Here is a 17496-nt window from a genome sequence, read left to right as displayed (position 1 = left end):
TTTATCTGTTATGTATTGTTCAATTTATTTAATTTTGACCGTATAACATGGAGCTAAAGCAAAAGTTAATGTACCTCCGATTAATTTTGCTATTTCCTTATCTTGTGAAGTATGTGTGGAATTATTCGCATTATAAACTTTTTGGAAACTTGATAATGTACTTGCCCATTTTACTTCCTCTACTTCAGAATCTTTAAATGTGACATCTGCTTTACCCGAGGTAAGATTTAAAAGATTAGTTACATTCAGTAATGCTCCACCCACCACAATACTTTCTCCAGTGCTGGAAGTCTTGATGTTAGTATTCATTCCGACTAAAGCACCGTCTACTTTTTTCAAGTTTGCGTTTGCCAATACCATACGCAAAGAAATATTTTTGTCATTGGTAAAAGCACGAGAAACTGTACCAATACGGTATTGTTGAACTCCGTTCTGGTCTATATAAGTGGATGAATTAAAGCCGGTGGTCTCACAAGCGGTTTTTCCTGAAGGCAATTCCACATCTAAAGCGGTACTCATATCATCTTCAGTAGATCCAGGTTTCATATTGGTTCGAATGTTACCCTTTTCATCAATGACTATTCCCAGTACAACGTTATTCACACTGGTATCGGTAAATTTAAAGGTCAGATTTGCATACATCGGGAAAATATAAGCTTCGCCAGATTTCGCATTATTAACGGATTTAAAGACCCTTTTATCTAGATAAGTAATAGGAAAGGTTTTATATAAATCGAGTGTACCCTTAAAATTTTCGCTGCCAATGGTCTGCGTCCATAGACCAAAATCCAGCTTATCAGCTGCAGTGACTTCTGTTTTGCCGGTAAGCAACTTATAGAATTGTTCTTTGCCGGCAATCATATAATCATTATATAAAGTGCCCTGATAAATACTTAAAGGTGTAATGACTTGATCGACCTGAAAATCAAAATTTCGATCGATTTTCTTCGTCACCGGGTTAATCCAATGATCTTGTGCATTCGCCGTCATCCGAATAGGTCGGGTGGTGGTCAGCAATTTGGTATTTAATCCACCTACCGTCGAAGTATCACTGACTCCTGGACCACGCCATTGCATACCACTGCCAAAGGTATAACCGTCACGGTCTGTAATCAACATGAAATGTCCAAAGAGATGCTGCGTTGAACTATCCTGCGTATTACACGTCTCTTTATTACAACCGACCAAACCATCTGAACCGCTTAAACTGCTAACTACTCCAGAGGTTGAGAATAGTGAAAATTCAGGTTGATATACTCCCGCATTCGAAATATTCATCAACATGCTGACAGTCGAAAATGCCTGCTCATTGGTTATATTTGAAATATTGAGCCAAGGTTTGATCAGTAATTCAAAGTCTGCATCTGCGGTATTTACAAAAGCATCTTGAGAAATTGACTGGCTAATTCTCTCCAGATCTACACGCATTTGATCAGTAATATATAAAGCTTGAATATCGGTCGGATCAGCAATTCCACCGTTTTGCAGCGCAAGTGCCTGTAATATTTTTGCCAAACGCATAGCTACTTTCACAGTGCTATCATTGGCATCCAGAGACCTAGCCGGTGTATTGGTCATACCCGAGGCAATGTCTAAAATAGTCAAGCGAGGTAATTGCGAGGTACTGACCTTGGCAATTTTATTGAGGTCTAGCGTTCCCAAATTAATTTGCTTATCTTTTTCCCCCTTAATGAAGAAGGTAATTTTATCACCGACCTTACATGCCCCTGTTGCTGCCCCGTCTTTTGCATCAAAAGTGGTCACGAAGCTATTTTTGGTATCACTACTACAGGTAAAATTTAATCCACTTAATGGATAATCCAGTGCAAATCCAAGACATCCCGTAGAACCAATCGTACACGTTCCATTCGTTGTACTACCTTCATAAACTTCAGGAATAACATTGGCACTTTCGCCACCACAACCACTTAAAGCCGCCATCAATGTGGTGAGGGCAAACGGGAGTAAATATTTATTTTTCATCCTAATTCTCTTCTTATATCCTTAGCGAATTGCTATCAATTTTAATTGACCCTTATTGGTGAGTGCTTTGTTATCTACATCTATCGCACTGGCTAAAGGGGTTAATAATATATATTGGGTTGTGGAAGGAATATGAACGATTCCTTCAATTTTTTCATGCAAGGTAAAAGAAGCTGTAGCCTCATGATTTTTAAAGCCTCCAGCACCTTCCAGTACACACCCCTGGGTATCCAGAAAAACCACAAATGGCCAATAAAAGGTCGGATTTTGTTGTCGTGAGGCATAAGAACTAATTTGAACATTCTTAATGGCATTGGAAACTTTCACAATTTCAAAATCAAATTGTTCTTTTAAGGGTGCCCGTGGCCAAACATTGACTTCTTTATCCAAACTGACAGTTTTGGCATTTTTAATTTTTTTATCCTGAATACATTGTTGACCTAAACTTGCAACAACATCCGCCTGGGAAACCCGATAATAGCGGGATGACAATGTAATGGGACCACTATCCTGTTTTTGATTCTTTTTAAAAAAGGATTGCAGCAGGGATTTACTTACCCCTTTTTCACGTTCGACCATTTGTAAACGTGTCGCTCCATGCTTGGCATCAATGATGCCTTCGGGCATAGCATAAAAACGCTTCTTTCCTTCCAGATTAAATTCCTTGTCTTCCAGGTATTCATTTTTTATATATTGCGTGCCATCAATCGTTACATAATTTTCCGTATTTTTAATTTCTTTTGGTTCTTGAGCAGGAGGCATGCTCGCCAGAGGTGTAGCTTCTTCCATTTTTTTAGACTGGGAGGAAGGCTGGGATACTACTTTTTCCTTTTTCTCGGCTTTAGGCGCTACATAAGTGCTTTGCGGTATTTTAGCTGCATCGGCATGGGTAGAAACTTTTGTTGGGGCCTTTTGAACTACTGTTTTATCTTCCTCTTTTATTTGCGATGATGTTGAAATTTGAGTTGCAGCGGCCTTAACTTCAGGCTGACTATTCGGGGAATGGGATTGAGTTTCTTGAACTCTCATCTCTATTGAGGAAGATTTACTCACTTCTGCTGATTGATTTTTAGGCGGAAATTTTTGCTGCACGATCATCGGCCGGCCATCTGGTCCAATAATCGTGTAAAACTCGCCCGCATATGAAAAAGACACTTGCACTATACAAAGTGCAAGTACCGATTTCACCAATGAATTCCCTTTCATTTTTTTCAATTCGCTTACCATCTTGTTCTATAGTTCAATCCTAAAATCGTAATCTTGGTATCTGTTTTTACGTTTAAACCTGCATATGGATTTAATAAAAGATTATTTACCCCTGTCTGGTTTGCTAAACTACTTGTATTTGCAGGAATATTGTCTTTACTACGCAGAAAGCCAATCGATAAATCTAAATCAGTATCTGCATCAAAACGATAACCTACCCCAAGACCAAACAATTGTGCATTGTTAATCGGCACCATGGTATTTCGCTTATTATCAGGAATTGCACTGGTACGTGGTTCATAGCCAGCACGTAATTTCAAACGATCCGTTGCGGAATATTCCAGACCAATACCAAAATTCCAAGGTGAAGTAAATTCCAGCGGTAATGCGAGAGAACTATCACTCACGTTTTCAGAAAGCAACTTAGCAATTTTTAGAGCAGAAATTTGTCGGTCAAATTCAAATCTAAACTTGTCCCAGGCTTTATAGTCCGTCCAGCCTACATCAAAGTTGACTTGTAAATCGGGTAAAAGCTTATATTTTATCCCTGCTTGAAAATGGGCTGGGTATTCAAAATCCATTGAAACCAGACCTGACTCACTTGCAGGAATATTATTAGGAAAGCCCAAAATTGCAGCAAGAATTTGACCTGTAGGAGATGACATTAAACCATTGATCAGCTCACGTGGCGCGTTTGCGTTATCAATATGGTATTTACCTTTCAAACGCATTTTTGCAGCACTTTGATATACCATACCAAAGCTAAAATCGTCAGTTGGCTCCCACAGCACACCAAGGTTATAACTTGGGCTAAGTGATTGCTCCAAAGCAAGTTGCATTTGCCCAAACCGGCCAAATGGATTCATGCCTTCTTGGGCATTACATATGCCTAACAACAGAATGTCGGTAATAATGTCCGAGTTTTCTTTAAAAGGTGTACAAACGACTTCATCAATCATTCGCAACATACCAATTAATTCGTTAGGAAAACGCAAATCCGTTTTTAAACCAATGGCCTGGTATGACATACCCACAGAAGCACCGACGGATAACTCATCATTCACTTCATAGGCTATAGAAGGAGATAAATAGGTAATCCTTTCCAGAGCAACCTGTTGCCCCATATAATTCGCAGGATTGCCATTTTCCGCACCAAAACCGGCAACTAAAGGTGCATACATTGCCGTTGCAAAAGTTGTTTTTGAACCGGGTGGATTGTAAGCAATCCCCGCTGTAGGCGCAGCCATAGGCAGCCCTTCACCCAGATCCACCATTTTTTTTAGTACGGGGACGTATAGACTGACGTATTCGACATCCCCATTTATGGTGCCTTTAAAGTCTGTACATAAATCGGAAGAAACCTCTGGCCCATCATTACACACCATCGGGTCATCTGAATAGCCAAATACGTTATATCCTGCAGGGACTTCGAACTCTCTTTTGATATCAAAGTTAGCCAGAATACCCTGAACATCGGTTTGTAGACCTTCAATTTTTGTCAAGGCTGCCGGGTTAAAATGAATAGCACTAATGCCAGGAGGGTCTGCAGTAACTGCATTCCCCATACTCAATGATCTGACATCAACCGATAAGTTGGTCCCTAATTGAGCAAAAGTTGCACTTGAACAGCCCGAAACGATAATTGCTGCGGCTAACGGGCGAAGTCGAATCTTGTACATACGACTGCCCTCTTAGCGAAGTTTCTTACCGAAACCTAAAATATCAAGTGGGAATGACAAACCTAACGATACATCTGGTGCATCTTCTGTTAAGCCTATGCCCACAGTTCCGTTAACAATGGTCTCTGGTGAAACACGCACACCGAGTGAAATTGCTAAAGTAGAACTGGTCTGATCAGCCGGAGAATAGCTTTCACCCGAACTATAGGTAAATTCTGAACCGGTATTAAAGCTTTGCTGGTATGACATGGTCATAGACACATCATAGTTAAATGAATAAGCAAAACCTAAGGCAAAACCCCCACTAATCCCAGGTTCAAACTCCTCCAGTACCCGTATACCACGACGCTGATTTAAACCAGTTTCTTTAAAGCCATAGTTTGCAGATACAGAAGCAAACAAAACCACTGGATCGATATATTTACGTGTACTCGCACCAATCCCTGCAGAGTAATAACCTTTACCTGTTGCTAAATCATCTGTGGCATTCACTTCATAAGGGCTGTCACCCGTTTTAGTAGAAATATTACCGAATAAGATCAGTGGTAACCTGCCAGCTTTTAGTGGGAAAGGTTCCCAACGTGCACCAAAGGAAATATCGCCTAGACCTGCTGCAGAGGTATCTTTTAATAAATCTGTTTTAGCGACTAAAGGTAGTGAAGCCGTGAAGGTCAAATTATCTAAAATGCCATACTGCGCTGTAAACGTATTGGTAACAGAGTGAGTTGCATTTTCTTGAACACGAAGTTGATACAGTTGACCACTCGCCATTTCAGCATCAATCTGTGTATCACGATAATAAGTATAATCAATATCATAATAAGATGAAATTTCACCTTTTTTAATTAATGAATATTGTCTTTCATTTGAAGTGAAAACTTCTTGCAGGTTTGCTTCTTTACTTGCATCCCCTTCTTGCTGCTGCAAGGCAGAAGAAGCTTGTTCATTTGCATTAACAGGTTGTGGCTGCGCTACTGTACTACTATCGGCAGATGGGGTTGCTGTTGACTCATCCACTTGTTCATCAACTGCCTCATACTCACCGAGTGCTGACTGTTCTCCTGCATCTACCGCTGCTACTGCTTGCGCATCTGTAGACTGTGACGCTGTAGATTCAACTGCAGTTTCCTGTTGATCTACAACCTCATATTCTCCAAGTGCAGGTTCCTCTGCGGCATATGCCACCCCTATTGCCATTTGAACACTCAAAGCCAATAAAGTTTTGTTCATCCATTTACGATTCATATTCCATCCCACCATTTTTATTTTTTTAATCCGCTACTTTTATACTTTATTTACTTTTGTAATAAAGACGTAAAAAATTATATGTAGATTCACCGAATTTTTCTGAGTCTTCATTTAAATTCTTGTCTAAACGAATTGTTGAGGCTTTATCTGCAATTTTATCCATATAGAACTGCGGATATTGAATGTCAACGAATGCATAGCGATTCACCGTTGCATCTTCGACGTGTCGTAAGTCTGTATCCTGAAGTGCCAATAAATTTTTTCTTTTTTCAGGGGCAACATTAATTAAAAACAGGGTGTTGTTTTCCCAGATATCTTTAAAACGTGTTTCATCAAAACTGATATTACCCAGTGCAGGGTCAGCCACATACACACGCCCATTTTTATATGCTTTAAACACTACAAAATGCTTAAAACCTGCATAGGAAATCGGAACAATTGCTGGTTGACCTTGCTGAACCAAATCGGAAAATTCGCCTTTGTATCCCCCGCTTTCAAAACCGATTGCCCCAACAAAGCGTTTCATATCTAAAAGAGAAAAACTGCGGCGTTCAACAATTTTCTCGGTTTCACCAAATTTAAGTAAACCATTCATGACTTGTTGTTCTGTCATGTTTACACCAACATCAACATAACCATTCAACAAGGTCGTTAATGCAGCTGATCCACAACTATAATCATAGGCTTGACGGACAATACCCCTAAATTGATCTTCTACAGCAGGTTTAATGAGTACGGGTTCTCTATGCATTCGAGTGAATGAATCGTGGCGAGAATCTAAGGTTTCAGTGTAATACACAGCTTCCGCTGGCTTTTTCTTAATTTCAAAGGCTTCTTTGGCAGCGTAATACATCAATGCCGAGCCTAACGCGATCTCTAACATATCTTTTAACTTTTCTAGTTATCGGCATGACGTGCCTTTGTTCATTATTTTTTTAGAGCTTATACTCTACATCCATGTAAAAGGAAGATAACCTTTTTTATAAAAAAAGACAGCTTTTTTTTAGTCTTTTTGAAAAATTTCACATTATTTTTGTAAAAAAAAGCGCGTGTAAACACGCGCTTTTTGCCACGGAAACTTAGTGACCGCGAATTGTAATGATTGCACCTGGCGTATAAACACCTGCTGATGGGCTGAAGTAAGTTTGCATACCTTGAACTTCTACATCACCAATAGAAGCAGCGGTCTTGCTACCCAAATGGATACCTTTAACATAATTATCATGCGCGCCACTTGTGCTTATAATACGAACATAACCTTTACTAGTGTCTTCTTCACCAATCACACTGATAGATTGATTAAGTGTCAAATCTTTAGTGCCTGCATCTGCAACCTTGATGCTCTCAACAAAGATTTCACCAGCTTTACGGTTACCTACAGTACCATCACCTGTACCCGTTTTAGTTGAATTATCCAAAATACCTAGATTCTTAATTTCAAGACCACCTACCATTGTGGTATTCAATTTAATCATCGCACCTTGAGGAGCTGCACCCAGTTGAATATTGGCAGTCATTTTACCAGTTTTAACAGACAAACCACTTAAGATTGCATTGTAGTTAGCATCATCACCACCGCGACGAATGTTAGTTGCAGGAGTATTTGTACCAGAACCTGTTACACCAATTTCACCAATATTAATATCTAAGCCTGAAACTTGCGCTGCAATATTAATATATGCTGTGTTACCACCACCTGCACCTTTATCACTATCAATTACTAGATCTGCTAAGTTACGTGTTGGTAGCAAATAAAATCCCGCTTCACCAGCAGGCCCGTTATCATAGTTTGCACCAATGACGATACCCTTAGTTGCTGTAACACCCGTACCATTTCCTTTAATAACAATTGCAGCGGCATTTGGAGCAATACCTGTTGTTGCATCTTTAGTGCCACCCAAACCATCGTTATCGTGAATGAATAGCTTTTCAATTTCGATTTTTGAAATACCGATCCCAATGCTTAAACCATCTTGACCAGTAGTAGCACCCAATGAAGCATCATCCATTGCTTGCATTGCCATCGCGTTTGCGCTGATTGCTAATGAAGAAACTAAAGCAAGTTTAGTAAATTTTTTCATTTCGTACTCTCCCAAGAGTATTATTTTTTTTGATTGTTAACTACTCGATTTCACTGATTGTTTTTTATTTTTTGACAATAGTGAGGCTTTCCTTGAGCAGCTGGTTTGCCCTAGTTAAATTATATGGCTGTCATTTTTTGTTCAACTGCTGTTGGTCGCAATCTGCATGTTACCGATAAACGGTATTTACAGTTTTTATGCACCAACAATGTTATAGAATAGCTCATCTATGTATCGAATTTTTAAAGTCACATCGTATGAATAAGCCTGTTTTTTTTCAAAAATTGCTGACCAAACAACAGCTTAATCCTACTGAAATTCTTTTATGCCTATCACATCTTAACCATGTGGTTTACTTAAAAAATGTAAAGCAACCTGTCATTGCTTTTTTAGCCTCTGAATATATGCTGGTGCACAATAAAAAAATTCAGAAATTTACCAGAATATCGTTGAACCAATATCAGCAGAAAAATGAACTAATTGATTTAAATAATTTTTTTAAACAGGGTTTGCAAAACCATCCTTCCGACTTCAATGGCGGTTTAATCGGCTTTATCAGTTATGATGAAGCGGCCCAGCAACAGGTCAACATTCAATCCAAAAACCAGCCCTCTTTATTTTTGGGCATTTATTGCAGCTATATTAAACTGACCGATCAGGGTTGGACTTTTTTTAGCCATGAGCATGATGCTGAAGCGATTTTTCAGATGCTTCAAAATGCCTTACAAAACAAAAATAGCCTCATTAAAGAAAATCAATCATTTACGCTTACACAACCTTGTATTCCACGCTGGAATAAAAAACAGTATGTGAATGCCTTTAAACAGGTTCAAGATTACATTCGGGCAGGTGACTGTTATCAGATTAATTTAACTCAAGAATTTACCGCCAAAGCACAAGGTTTATTACTCGATACAGCAGACGCATTTTGGCAACTGACAGATGCACCTTACTCGGGTTATGTCAAAATTGATGATTTTGAATTACTCAGCTGTTCTCCCGAACTGTTTATCGAATTTGAAACAAACCGGAAAATCACCACAAAACCAATTAAAGGCACGATGCCGCGATATCAAGATGCTGCACTCGATGAACAATCCAAGCAAAGCCTAATTCACTCTAAAAAAGACCAAGCCGAAAATGTAATGATTGTAGATTTACTGCGTAATGATTTGAGTGTATACGCTGAAACAGGATCGGTGAAAACACCAAAACTTTTTGAAATTGAGTCATTTAATCAAGTTCACCATATGGTTAGTGAAGTCACTGCCACTTTAAGGGAAGATATCAATCCTTTTCATGTGCTCATGTCTGCTCTGCCAGGTGGTTCGATCACTGGCGCACCCAAAATTCGTGCCATGCAAATTATAGAGGAGCTTGAAGGTGCTCCACGTGGAGCCTACTGCGGTTCGATGGGTTATTTTAATTTTGATGGCACAGGTTCATGGAATATTCTGATTCGCTCGATTCAAAAATATCAGGATGATGTTTCTGTCTGGGCGGGTGGCGGTATCACCATTGCATCAGATTGCGATGCTGAGTATCAGGAATGTTTTGATAAAGTCGAAGCCATGCTGAATTTGCTCAACACTTGGTACACACCTGCATAATTAAAAAAGCGATTCTATTGAATCGCTTTTTTAAAATCCCTCCTAACCTCCCTTTAGTAAAGGGAGGAAATCTCCTCTTTACAAAAGAGGGATTTGGGGAGATTAAGCCAGAATATCGTTTTTCAATGTATCCACTAAACGCTGGTTTTGCTCGTCCGTACCGATAGTAATACGCAGGAACTGGTTGATACGCGGCTTATTGAAATAACGTACGATGATGCCACGTTCACGTAATTCAGCAGCCAATTCACCTGCATCTTTTGATGACAGTGAGGCAAAAATAAAGTTTGCACTCGATGGCAAGACTTTAAAGCCAAGTTCAGTCAGTTGAGTAACCAACTTTTCACGGCTTGCAATCACTTTCTCATTTTGCGCTTCGAAGTATTCCTGATCTTCAAAAGATGCTACAGCCGCCGCAATCGCAAAACTATCGATCGGATAGGAGTTAAAACTGTTTTTCACCGCTTCAAGGGCAGCGATGAGATGTGGCTGCGCAATGGCAAAACCGACACGTAAGCCTGCTAAGGAGCGTGATTTAGAAGTCGTTTGGCAAACCACCAAGTTATCGTATTTCTCAACCAATGCAACCGCAGATTCAGCGCCAAAATCGACATAAGCTTCATCAATGACAACCACTGAATCGGGATTGGCCTGAAGAACCTCTTCAATGGCAGACAAACCAAGTGCGATACTGGTCGGCGCATTCGGATTGGTAATGATAATCCCGCCATTAGGCTGTTTATAATCATCCACCACAATTTCAAAATCATCATTCAATGGCAAAACTTTGGTTTTTACCCCAAAGAACTGACTATAAACCGGATAAAAACTGTAAGTAATGTCCGGATACAGGATTGGCAATTCCTGGACAAAAAATGCCTTGAAGATGTGCGCCAACACTTCATCAGAACCATTACCGACAAACACATGACTCACGTCAACATGTTGCTGTTTGGCAATGGCCTGTTTTAAAGCGGATGCATCCGGGTCTGGATATAAACGTAGCACATCTGCCGAATTTGCCAATACCGCCTGAACCGCTTCTACCACTTTTGGTGATGGCGGATAGGGATTTTCATTGGTATTGAGTTTTAATAGGTTTTGGATTTTGGGTTGTTCACCTGGTACGTAAGGTTCGAGTTCACGTACTTCAGGACTCCAAAAACGCATTTGTTCTGTGGTGATGGTCGACATTTTATTTTCTCATTCGCTATTTACCAAAATTCCCTCTTTAAAAAACTATCGAGAAAATATTTATCGCTAGGAGAAAGTCTATTTTACCCTCTCCTAACCTCTCCCATAGAGAGAGGAACTTTTCATTGGTAAATAAATTTAATCAATATTTCAATTTTTCCATATTTGCCATTCTATTAAAACCATATAAATTTCATTAGTTTAAATTAGATGACACCCCCTCTCCTTTCAGGAGAGGGTTAGGGAGAGGTTAATCGTGATAACGATAACGTGCTGAGCGTGCATGGGCATCCAGATTTTCCTGTTGCGCCAAGATATCGGCTGTTTTCGCTAAAGTTTTCACGCCTTCTTGCGAGCACATAATCAGACTTGAACGCTTCTGAAAATCATATACGCCAAGCGGTGATGAGAAACGCGCTGTGCCTGATGTCGGCAACACATGGTTTGGACCCGCGCAATAATCACCAATGGCTTCAGGCGTATAACGCCCCATGAAGATTGCACCGGCATGGCGGATGCTTTCTGACATTTCTTCAGCTTCGTCCAAGCAAAGCTCTAAATGTTCTGGCGCGACCTGGTTGATGAGGTCAATCGCTTCTTGACGATCTTTCACCAAAACCAAAGCCCCACGGTTCGCAATTGAAGTACGGGCAATTTCAGCTTTTGGCAAAGCAGCCAGATGTTCTTCAATCGCCTGTTCAACGTCGTTTAAAAGCTGTTCATCGGGTGTGATGAAAACTGCTTGGGCAACCGTATCATGCTCAGCTTGTGACAATAAATCCATTGCCAGCCATTTCGGATTATTCTGACCTTCTGCATATACCAGAATTTCAGACGGCCCTGCAATCATGTCGATACCAACCTGGCCAAATACAGCACGTTTAGCTGCTGCCACAAAACGGTTACCTGGGCCGGTAATTTTATCGACAGGGGGAATCGTTTCCGTTCCATAAGCCAATGCGGCAACTGCTTGTGCCCCACCAATGGTAAATACACGATGCACACCAGCCAGATATGCCGCTGCCAATACCAATGGATTGAGTTCACCATTCGGCGCCGGAACCACCATGATAATTTCTGGCACACCCGCCACATGTGCAGGAACGGCATTCATCAATACAGAAGAGGGATACGATGCTAAACCACCCGGCACATAAATACCGACTCGATCCAGCGGGGTAATTTTTTGCCCTAAGGTATTTCCCAAAGCATCAACATAGGTCCAGCCATCCTGCTTTTGTGCCTGATGGAATTCACGAATACGGTTTGCAGCCAACTCCAAAGCTTGACGAACTTCTGTCGTTAAACCTTCAAAAGCCGCTTTGAGTTGTTCTTGAGTAAGTTCTAGATCAGAAAATTGATGCGCTGGATGTCGATCGAACTGTTGAGTGAGTTTAAGAACATGAGCATCACCATGCTGACGTACATCAGCAATGATTTGGTCTACGGTTTTTAAAAGTTCAGGATCACTAACTGTCTCAAAAGCCAACAAGTCTGCAAAGGCCTGTTTAAAGCTTTGATCTTGAGTCGATAAACGTCGCATCAATTTACCCACAAGGTTTGAATTGGAAAAGTTTAGTTTACCTTGTTTCCCAAACTTTGTGGGTATCAATCACACATCTATTCACACAGTTTCATAGGAAATTACTTTGTGAATTATCGAATAAATCTGGGTTTAGCTAGGGATAGTAAAAACAGGCATAAAAAAACCGCCACAAAATGACGGTTTTTCATATTGAGATGCAAAAACTTATTTTTTGCTTTCGCGTTCTTCCACTGCCTTTTCAAGCTGTGCCAGAATCGGGTTCAATAAAGTTTGCTTACGCTTGAAACTTGCTTTATTTACAATCAAGCGAGAAGAGACTTTGCAGATTTCTTCCAAAGGCTCTAAACCATTGGCACGCAGGGTATTACCCGTATCGACCACATCAACAATGTAATCACCTAAACCCACCAGTGGCGCAAGTTCCATCGAACCGTAAAGCTTGATGACATCGACTTGCTCGCCCAGGCTGGCATAGTATTGACGTGTAAGATTCACATATTTGGTAGCGATTTTTAAACGGCCTTTCGGACGTTCCATACCCACTTTGCCTGCTGTCATGAGTTTACAGTTGGCAATTTTCAAGTCGAGTGGTTCATAGACGTTTTGCGCACCATGCTCCATCAGCACGTCTTTACCCGCAACACCCAAATCCGCTGCACCATTTTCCACATAGGTCGGTACATCAGAAGCGCGTAAAATTAAAATACGCACCTGTTTATGGGTAGTTGGGAAAATCAATTTACGGGATTTATCCGGATCTTCCAGTAAATTAATTCCTGCTGTTTCTAGCAGAGGTAAAGTTTCTTTTAAAATACGTCCCTTACTTAATGCTAAAGTTAAACCATGATCAAAATTGCCCATAACGTCAAAGTTTGGATCATCGTTTCTCATATCGCTCATTAACTTACTCGCTTAATTTGGGCACCTAAACCTTGTAACTTCGCTTCAACATCTTCATAACCGCGGTCAATATGATAAATACGGTCAATCAGGGTTTCACCTTCAGCAGCCAACGCAGCCAGAACCAAAGAGAAAGAAGCACGTAAATCTGTCGCCATTACAGGAGCGGCTGAAAGTTTTTCCACACCTGTAACCACTGCATCATTACCTTCAACCTGAATATTTGCGCCCATACGTGCCAATTCAGGTACATGCATAAAACGGTTTTCAAAAATCGTTTCAGAAATTGTCGCAAAGCCACGACCAATCGCGTTGACCGCCATAATCTGGGCTTGCATATCGGTTGGGAATTCTGGATGCGGCAACGTCTGGAAGCTTACGGCTTTCGGACGTTTCCCCATCATATCCAGTTCAATCCAGTCATCGCCACGGGTCACTTCTGCACCCATTTCTTCAAATTTGTCTAAAACTGCTTCAAGTAGTGCTGGATCGGTATGCGTGGTTTTGACTTTACCACCGGTAATTGCTGCAGCAGCCAGATACGAACCTGTTTCAATACGGTCCGCAACCACTGCATATTCACAGCCATGTAAATGCTCAACACCTGTAACGACTAAAGTGTCGGTATCCAAACCTTCGATTTTTGCACCCATTTTAATCAGCATTTGTGCAAGATCGGTAATTTCAGGTTCACGTGCGGCATTACGGATTGTAGTGATACCATCGGCCAATACCGCTGCCATCAAAATATTTTCCGTACCACCCACAGTCACCATATCAAAGACAACTTCGCCACCTTTAAGACGACCATCAACTTTGGCATGGACATAACCAGCTTCAACTTCAATTTCAGCACCCAAAGCTTCTAATGCTTTTAAATGTTGATCGACTGGGCGTGAACCAATGGCACATCCACCAGGAAGAGATACTTTTGCACTGCCATAGCGCGCCAATAATGGACCAAGCACCAAAATTGATGCACGCATGGTTTTGACCAGTTCATATGGAGCAAACTGATTATCTAATGTAGACGTATCTGCTTTAACAGTATCGCCTTCATAAGAAATTTGAACACCCAAACCAGCAATCAGTTTTACCAACGTGTTCACATCCTTAAGATTTGGAACATTGGTTAATGTGGTGGGAGTTTCAGGGAGAATCATTGCAGCAAGCAATGGAAGTGCTGCATTTTTTGCACCCGAAATACGCACTTCACCTTCGAGCTTAACACCGCCCTGAATTAAAAATTTATCCATCTAGTTCTAAGCTCCGAATAAGCTTGCTTTACGCCATTCTTCTTTGGTCATTGCGCGAATAGTTACCGCATGTACTTCACCGCTGGCAATATATGAATTTAACGGAGCATAAACTGTCTGTTGGCGTGCCACCGGACGTTTGCCTTCAAATTGTTCGTCTACAATGCGAAGATCAAATTTCCCGCCTTGCCCACTAACTGCAACTTCAGCCTCTGGAAAAGCAGCTTTTAAAATTTCAGTGAGCTGTTCACTATTCATCACAAAGACCTCTTATAGGACCAACGGTGTAAAAACCTGCCATTTTACTATAAATATGAAAAATAAATCATTAAGCTATAACATTTAATATATAAAAAAAGAGGTCATAAAAAACCTCTTTTTGTTCAAAAACCGAACTATGCCATTAAAGATGGAGATGCAACCTGCATTTTTCTATGCTTATGCAACTGTCTTTTCAGTTTTTCTGTTAATTTTTTTATTGATGTATACATATCATCAGCTGTTGCCTGTGCAAACAATTCTGCCCCCGGTACACGAATAATCGCTTCAGCTATATGATTTAAACTTCCTTTTCTTGAACGTTTGTCCACTTGATGATCTTTGGTCAATTTTACCTGCATACTATTGACCTGGTCCAAATGTTTGGTCATTTCAGCAAATTTTAATCGGATATTATCTTCAATTGCAGGGGTGATAGTTAAGTGATGACCACGAATTGTTATTTGCATAATTCTATCCCTCACCTTCTTTAGGATTAGTTAAAGTCATAGCCGAAACGATCTACTGAAAGAACTCAGAATTCTGCAATTCACACTTTAAATCATTTCAACCACACCTTTAAAAGAAAAAAAGATTCATTATGTTGTCATAATGAATCCCTAGAATAATCAGATTTTTAAAATTAGATCAAGACTTTTCGTTCAGAAGATGAAGGAATATGTAACGACTCTCGATATTTAGCAACTGTCCGGCGTGCTACATCAATACCATCTTGTTTTAACAAATTGGCAATAATATTGTCAGATAAAGGCTTGCGTGGATTCTCTTCGGAAATTAACTTTTTAATCTTTGCGCGAATTGCAATGGAAGATGCTTCTCCGCCAGAAGTCGTGGCTACATGACTGGAGAAGAAATATTTCAGTTCAAACAAACCCCGCGGTGTCAGCATAAATTTGTTGGTCGTTACACGTGAGACAGTAGACTCATGCAATTCCACCTCTTCTGCAATATCGCGCAGCACTAAAGGTTTCATCCCTTCCGCACCAATTTCCAAAAACATTTTTTGATGTTCTACAATACAGGTGGCCACTTTTAATAAGGTTTTATGACGCTCATCGACACTTTTAATAAAATTTTTGGCATCTAGCATTTGATTGCGTAAATATTGATTGTCGTTACTTTGATCAGCACGTTTAATCATACTGGCATAAAAAGAATTAATCCTTAATTTAGGCATCACATCCGGATTTAACTGCACCTGCCAATGATCATTCTTTTTCATGACCACCACATCGGGAATCTGATAATCAGAGTCTTTTTCTTCAAACTCCAGTCCCGGATAGGCTTTTAAGGTCTTTAACAGATCAACTGCACATTTTAATTGCTCAGGATTCAAACCGGTTTGTTTAACCAATTTCGGCAATTCATTTGAAATGAGTAACTCATAATGATTTAACAATTTTATAGCTTCACAACGATAGGCTTGATGTACAGGTAAACTTTCGAGTTGCACCAATAAACATTCTGCCAGATTACGCGATGCCACACCTGGAGGGTCCAGATGTTGAATATGTTTTAAGACAACAAGAACTTCATCATCTTCCACCTCATCCTCATAATCCATCGTTTCCAATAAATGCTGCACAGATGCCGTGATTTCGGCAATTTCAGCATCTAAAAAACCTTTTTCATCTAAAGAATCAACAATACAGTGCGCGATGAGGCGATCTACAGCAGAAAAATGCAATAAATTAATCTGCTCGAGTACATGCTCTTTTAAACCCAAATGTCCTTGGCGATTGTCTTCTCGTTCTTCATATTCAGGGGAACCCAAACTGGTCGGTTGATGGGTATAGACATCATCCCAATCAGTATCCACAGGTAGATCATCCGGAAGATGGTTTGCATTCAGCTCATTAGTTAAATCTTTACTGTCACGTTCTTGATCTTGTAAGACAGATAGGCTTTCAATCGAAGATTGCTCTTCTACTTTTTCCAATAAGGGGTTACTATCAAGTTGAATTTGGATTTCTTGCTCTAGCTCAAGGCTAGAAAGTTGAAGCAAACGAATGGCTTGTTGTAACTGCGGTGTCAGTGACAAGGAGTTTGCAACTTTTAATCCAACCGATAACTTCATACTATCCTACTCTTTTTAACTGCTATTTATAAAAGCACGCCTTACAAGCAATTTTTGTGCCGTTTTAATTTTTATATCATAGATACATATAAAAAATATACAAATTTACGGATTTTTTAGTCATATTTTCGATAAAATATAAAAAATTAATGATAAATACTTTTATAAATTAATAATTTACTTAAAAGATAAAATCCAACTTTATAAATATCACCCAAATCAATTCAGTTAAAGAATCTGATTTCATTCATCAATTCAATAATGATCTTGAGGTTTTAAAAATTCCCCACATAAAAAAAGCCCTCTGCTTATGCAGGGGCTTTTGTAATAATGAGCTGGCGATGACTTACTCTCACATGGGTAATCCCACACTACCATCAGCGCTAAGAGGTTTCACTTCTGAGTTCGGGAAGGGATCAGGTGGTTCACTCTTGCTA

14 protein-coding genes and 1 rRNA gene are annotated in these 17496 nt (G+C 40.0%); 1 reads left to right on the top strand and 14 read right to left on the bottom strand.

Annotation, left to right across the window (positions count from 1 at the left end; all coding sequences use genetic code 11):
* Nucleotides 1-24: 24 nt before the first annotated feature.
* The 6 genes from ACPUEY_RS11265 to ACPUEY_RS11240 form a co-directional block, all read right to left on the bottom strand.
* The gene (locus tag ACPUEY_RS11265; protein ID WP_425122138.1) at nucleotides 25-1983 is read right to left on the bottom strand and encodes a hypothetical protein; all 1959 of its coding nucleotides are present in this window, start codon (nucleotides 1981-1983) and stop codon (nucleotides 25-27) included.
* A gap of 21 nt (nucleotides 1984-2004) precedes the next feature.
* Entirely contained in the window at nucleotides 2005-3189 is a 1185-nt protein-coding gene (filE, locus tag ACPUEY_RS11260) for a putative pilus assembly protein FilE (protein WP_425122155.1), read from the bottom strand.
* A 14-nt stretch (nucleotides 3190-3203) separates the two neighbouring features.
* Nucleotides 3204-4868, bottom strand: a complete 1665-nt coding sequence (locus ACPUEY_RS11255; RefSeq protein ID WP_131274676.1) for an OmpP1/FadL family transporter — start codon at nucleotides 4866-4868, stop codon at nucleotides 3204-3206.
* A gap of 12 nt (nucleotides 4869-4880) precedes the next feature.
* The gene (locus tag ACPUEY_RS11250) at nucleotides 4881-6113 is read right to left on the bottom strand and encodes a hypothetical protein (RefSeq protein ID WP_425122137.1); all 1233 of its coding nucleotides are present in this window, start codon (nucleotides 6111-6113) and stop codon (nucleotides 4881-4883) included.
* A gap of 46 nt (nucleotides 6114-6159) precedes the next feature.
* Nucleotides 6160-6999, bottom strand: a complete 840-nt coding sequence (locus tag ACPUEY_RS11245; RefSeq protein WP_092818925.1) for a C39 family peptidase — start codon at nucleotides 6997-6999, stop codon at nucleotides 6160-6162.
* 196 nt (nucleotides 7000-7195) lie between these two features.
* Nucleotides 7196-8197, bottom strand: coding sequence for a DUF6160 family protein (locus ACPUEY_RS11240; protein ID WP_425122135.1), 1002 nt, complete (start codon nucleotides 8195-8197; stop codon nucleotides 7196-7198).
* A gap of 257 nt (nucleotides 8198-8454) precedes the next feature.
* On the opposite strand from ACPUEY_RS11240, the gene ACPUEY_RS11235 reads away from it, so the two are divergent.
* Nucleotides 8455-9807 carry an anthranilate synthase component I family protein gene (locus ACPUEY_RS11235; RefSeq protein ID WP_425122134.1) on the top strand — a complete coding sequence of 451 codons (1353 nt, stop codon included), beginning with the start codon at nucleotides 8455-8457 and terminating at the stop codon, nucleotides 9805-9807.
* Between the two features lie 102 nt (nucleotides 9808-9909).
* On the opposite strand, the gene hisC is transcribed toward ACPUEY_RS11235, so the two are convergent.
* The 8 genes from hisC to rrf all read right to left on the bottom strand — a co-directional run.
* On the bottom strand, nucleotides 9910-11001 hold the full coding sequence (gene hisC / locus ACPUEY_RS11230) for a histidinol-phosphate transaminase (protein WP_425122133.1): 1092 nt from the start codon (nucleotides 10999-11001) through the stop codon (nucleotides 9910-9912).
* Nucleotides 11002-11251: 250 nt separating this feature from the next.
* Nucleotides 11252-12556 carry a histidinol dehydrogenase gene (hisD, locus tag ACPUEY_RS11225; protein ID WP_425122132.1) on the bottom strand — a complete coding sequence of 435 codons (1305 nt, stop codon included), beginning with the start codon at nucleotides 12554-12556 and terminating at the stop codon, nucleotides 11252-11254.
* A 195-nt stretch (nucleotides 12557-12751) separates the two neighbouring features.
* Nucleotides 12752-13447, bottom strand: coding sequence for an ATP phosphoribosyltransferase (hisG, locus tag ACPUEY_RS11220; protein ID WP_086194235.1), 696 nt, complete (start codon nucleotides 13445-13447; stop codon nucleotides 12752-12754).
* Nucleotides 13447-14703, bottom strand: a complete 1257-nt coding sequence (gene murA / locus ACPUEY_RS11215) for a UDP-N-acetylglucosamine 1-carboxyvinyltransferase (protein ID WP_092818930.1) — start codon at nucleotides 14701-14703, stop codon at nucleotides 13447-13449. The genes hisG and murA overlap by 1 nt, the downstream gene beginning before the upstream one ends.
* A gap of 6 nt (nucleotides 14704-14709) precedes the next feature.
* Nucleotides 14710-14961 carry a BolA family iron metabolism protein IbaG gene (gene ibaG, locus ACPUEY_RS11210; protein ID WP_004650949.1) on the bottom strand — a complete coding sequence of 84 codons (252 nt, stop codon included), beginning with the start codon at nucleotides 14959-14961 and terminating at the stop codon, nucleotides 14710-14712.
* A gap of 137 nt (nucleotides 14962-15098) precedes the next feature.
* The gene (hpf, locus tag ACPUEY_RS11205) at nucleotides 15099-15431 is read right to left on the bottom strand and encodes a ribosome hibernation-promoting factor, HPF/YfiA family (RefSeq protein WP_131274693.1); all 333 of its coding nucleotides are present in this window, start codon (nucleotides 15429-15431) and stop codon (nucleotides 15099-15101) included.
* 173 nt (nucleotides 15432-15604) lie between these two features.
* Nucleotides 15605-17059, bottom strand: coding sequence for an RNA polymerase factor sigma-54 (locus ACPUEY_RS11200; protein ID WP_261183069.1), 1455 nt, complete (start codon nucleotides 17057-17059; stop codon nucleotides 15605-15607).
* Nucleotides 17060-17392: 333 nt separating this feature from the next.
* Nucleotides 17393-17496: ribosomal RNA gene (gene rrf, locus ACPUEY_RS11195) — 5S ribosomal RNA — on the bottom strand; the annotation flags it as partial.

Source organism: Acinetobacter sp. G11 (genome assembly GCF_049808495.1).
GTDB classification, from domain to species: Bacteria; Pseudomonadota; Gammaproteobacteria; order Pseudomonadales; family Moraxellaceae; genus Acinetobacter; species Acinetobacter kookii.
The sequence above is the reverse complement of the archived record's forward strand: the minus strand, read 5'-3'. Positions and strand labels throughout refer to the sequence as shown.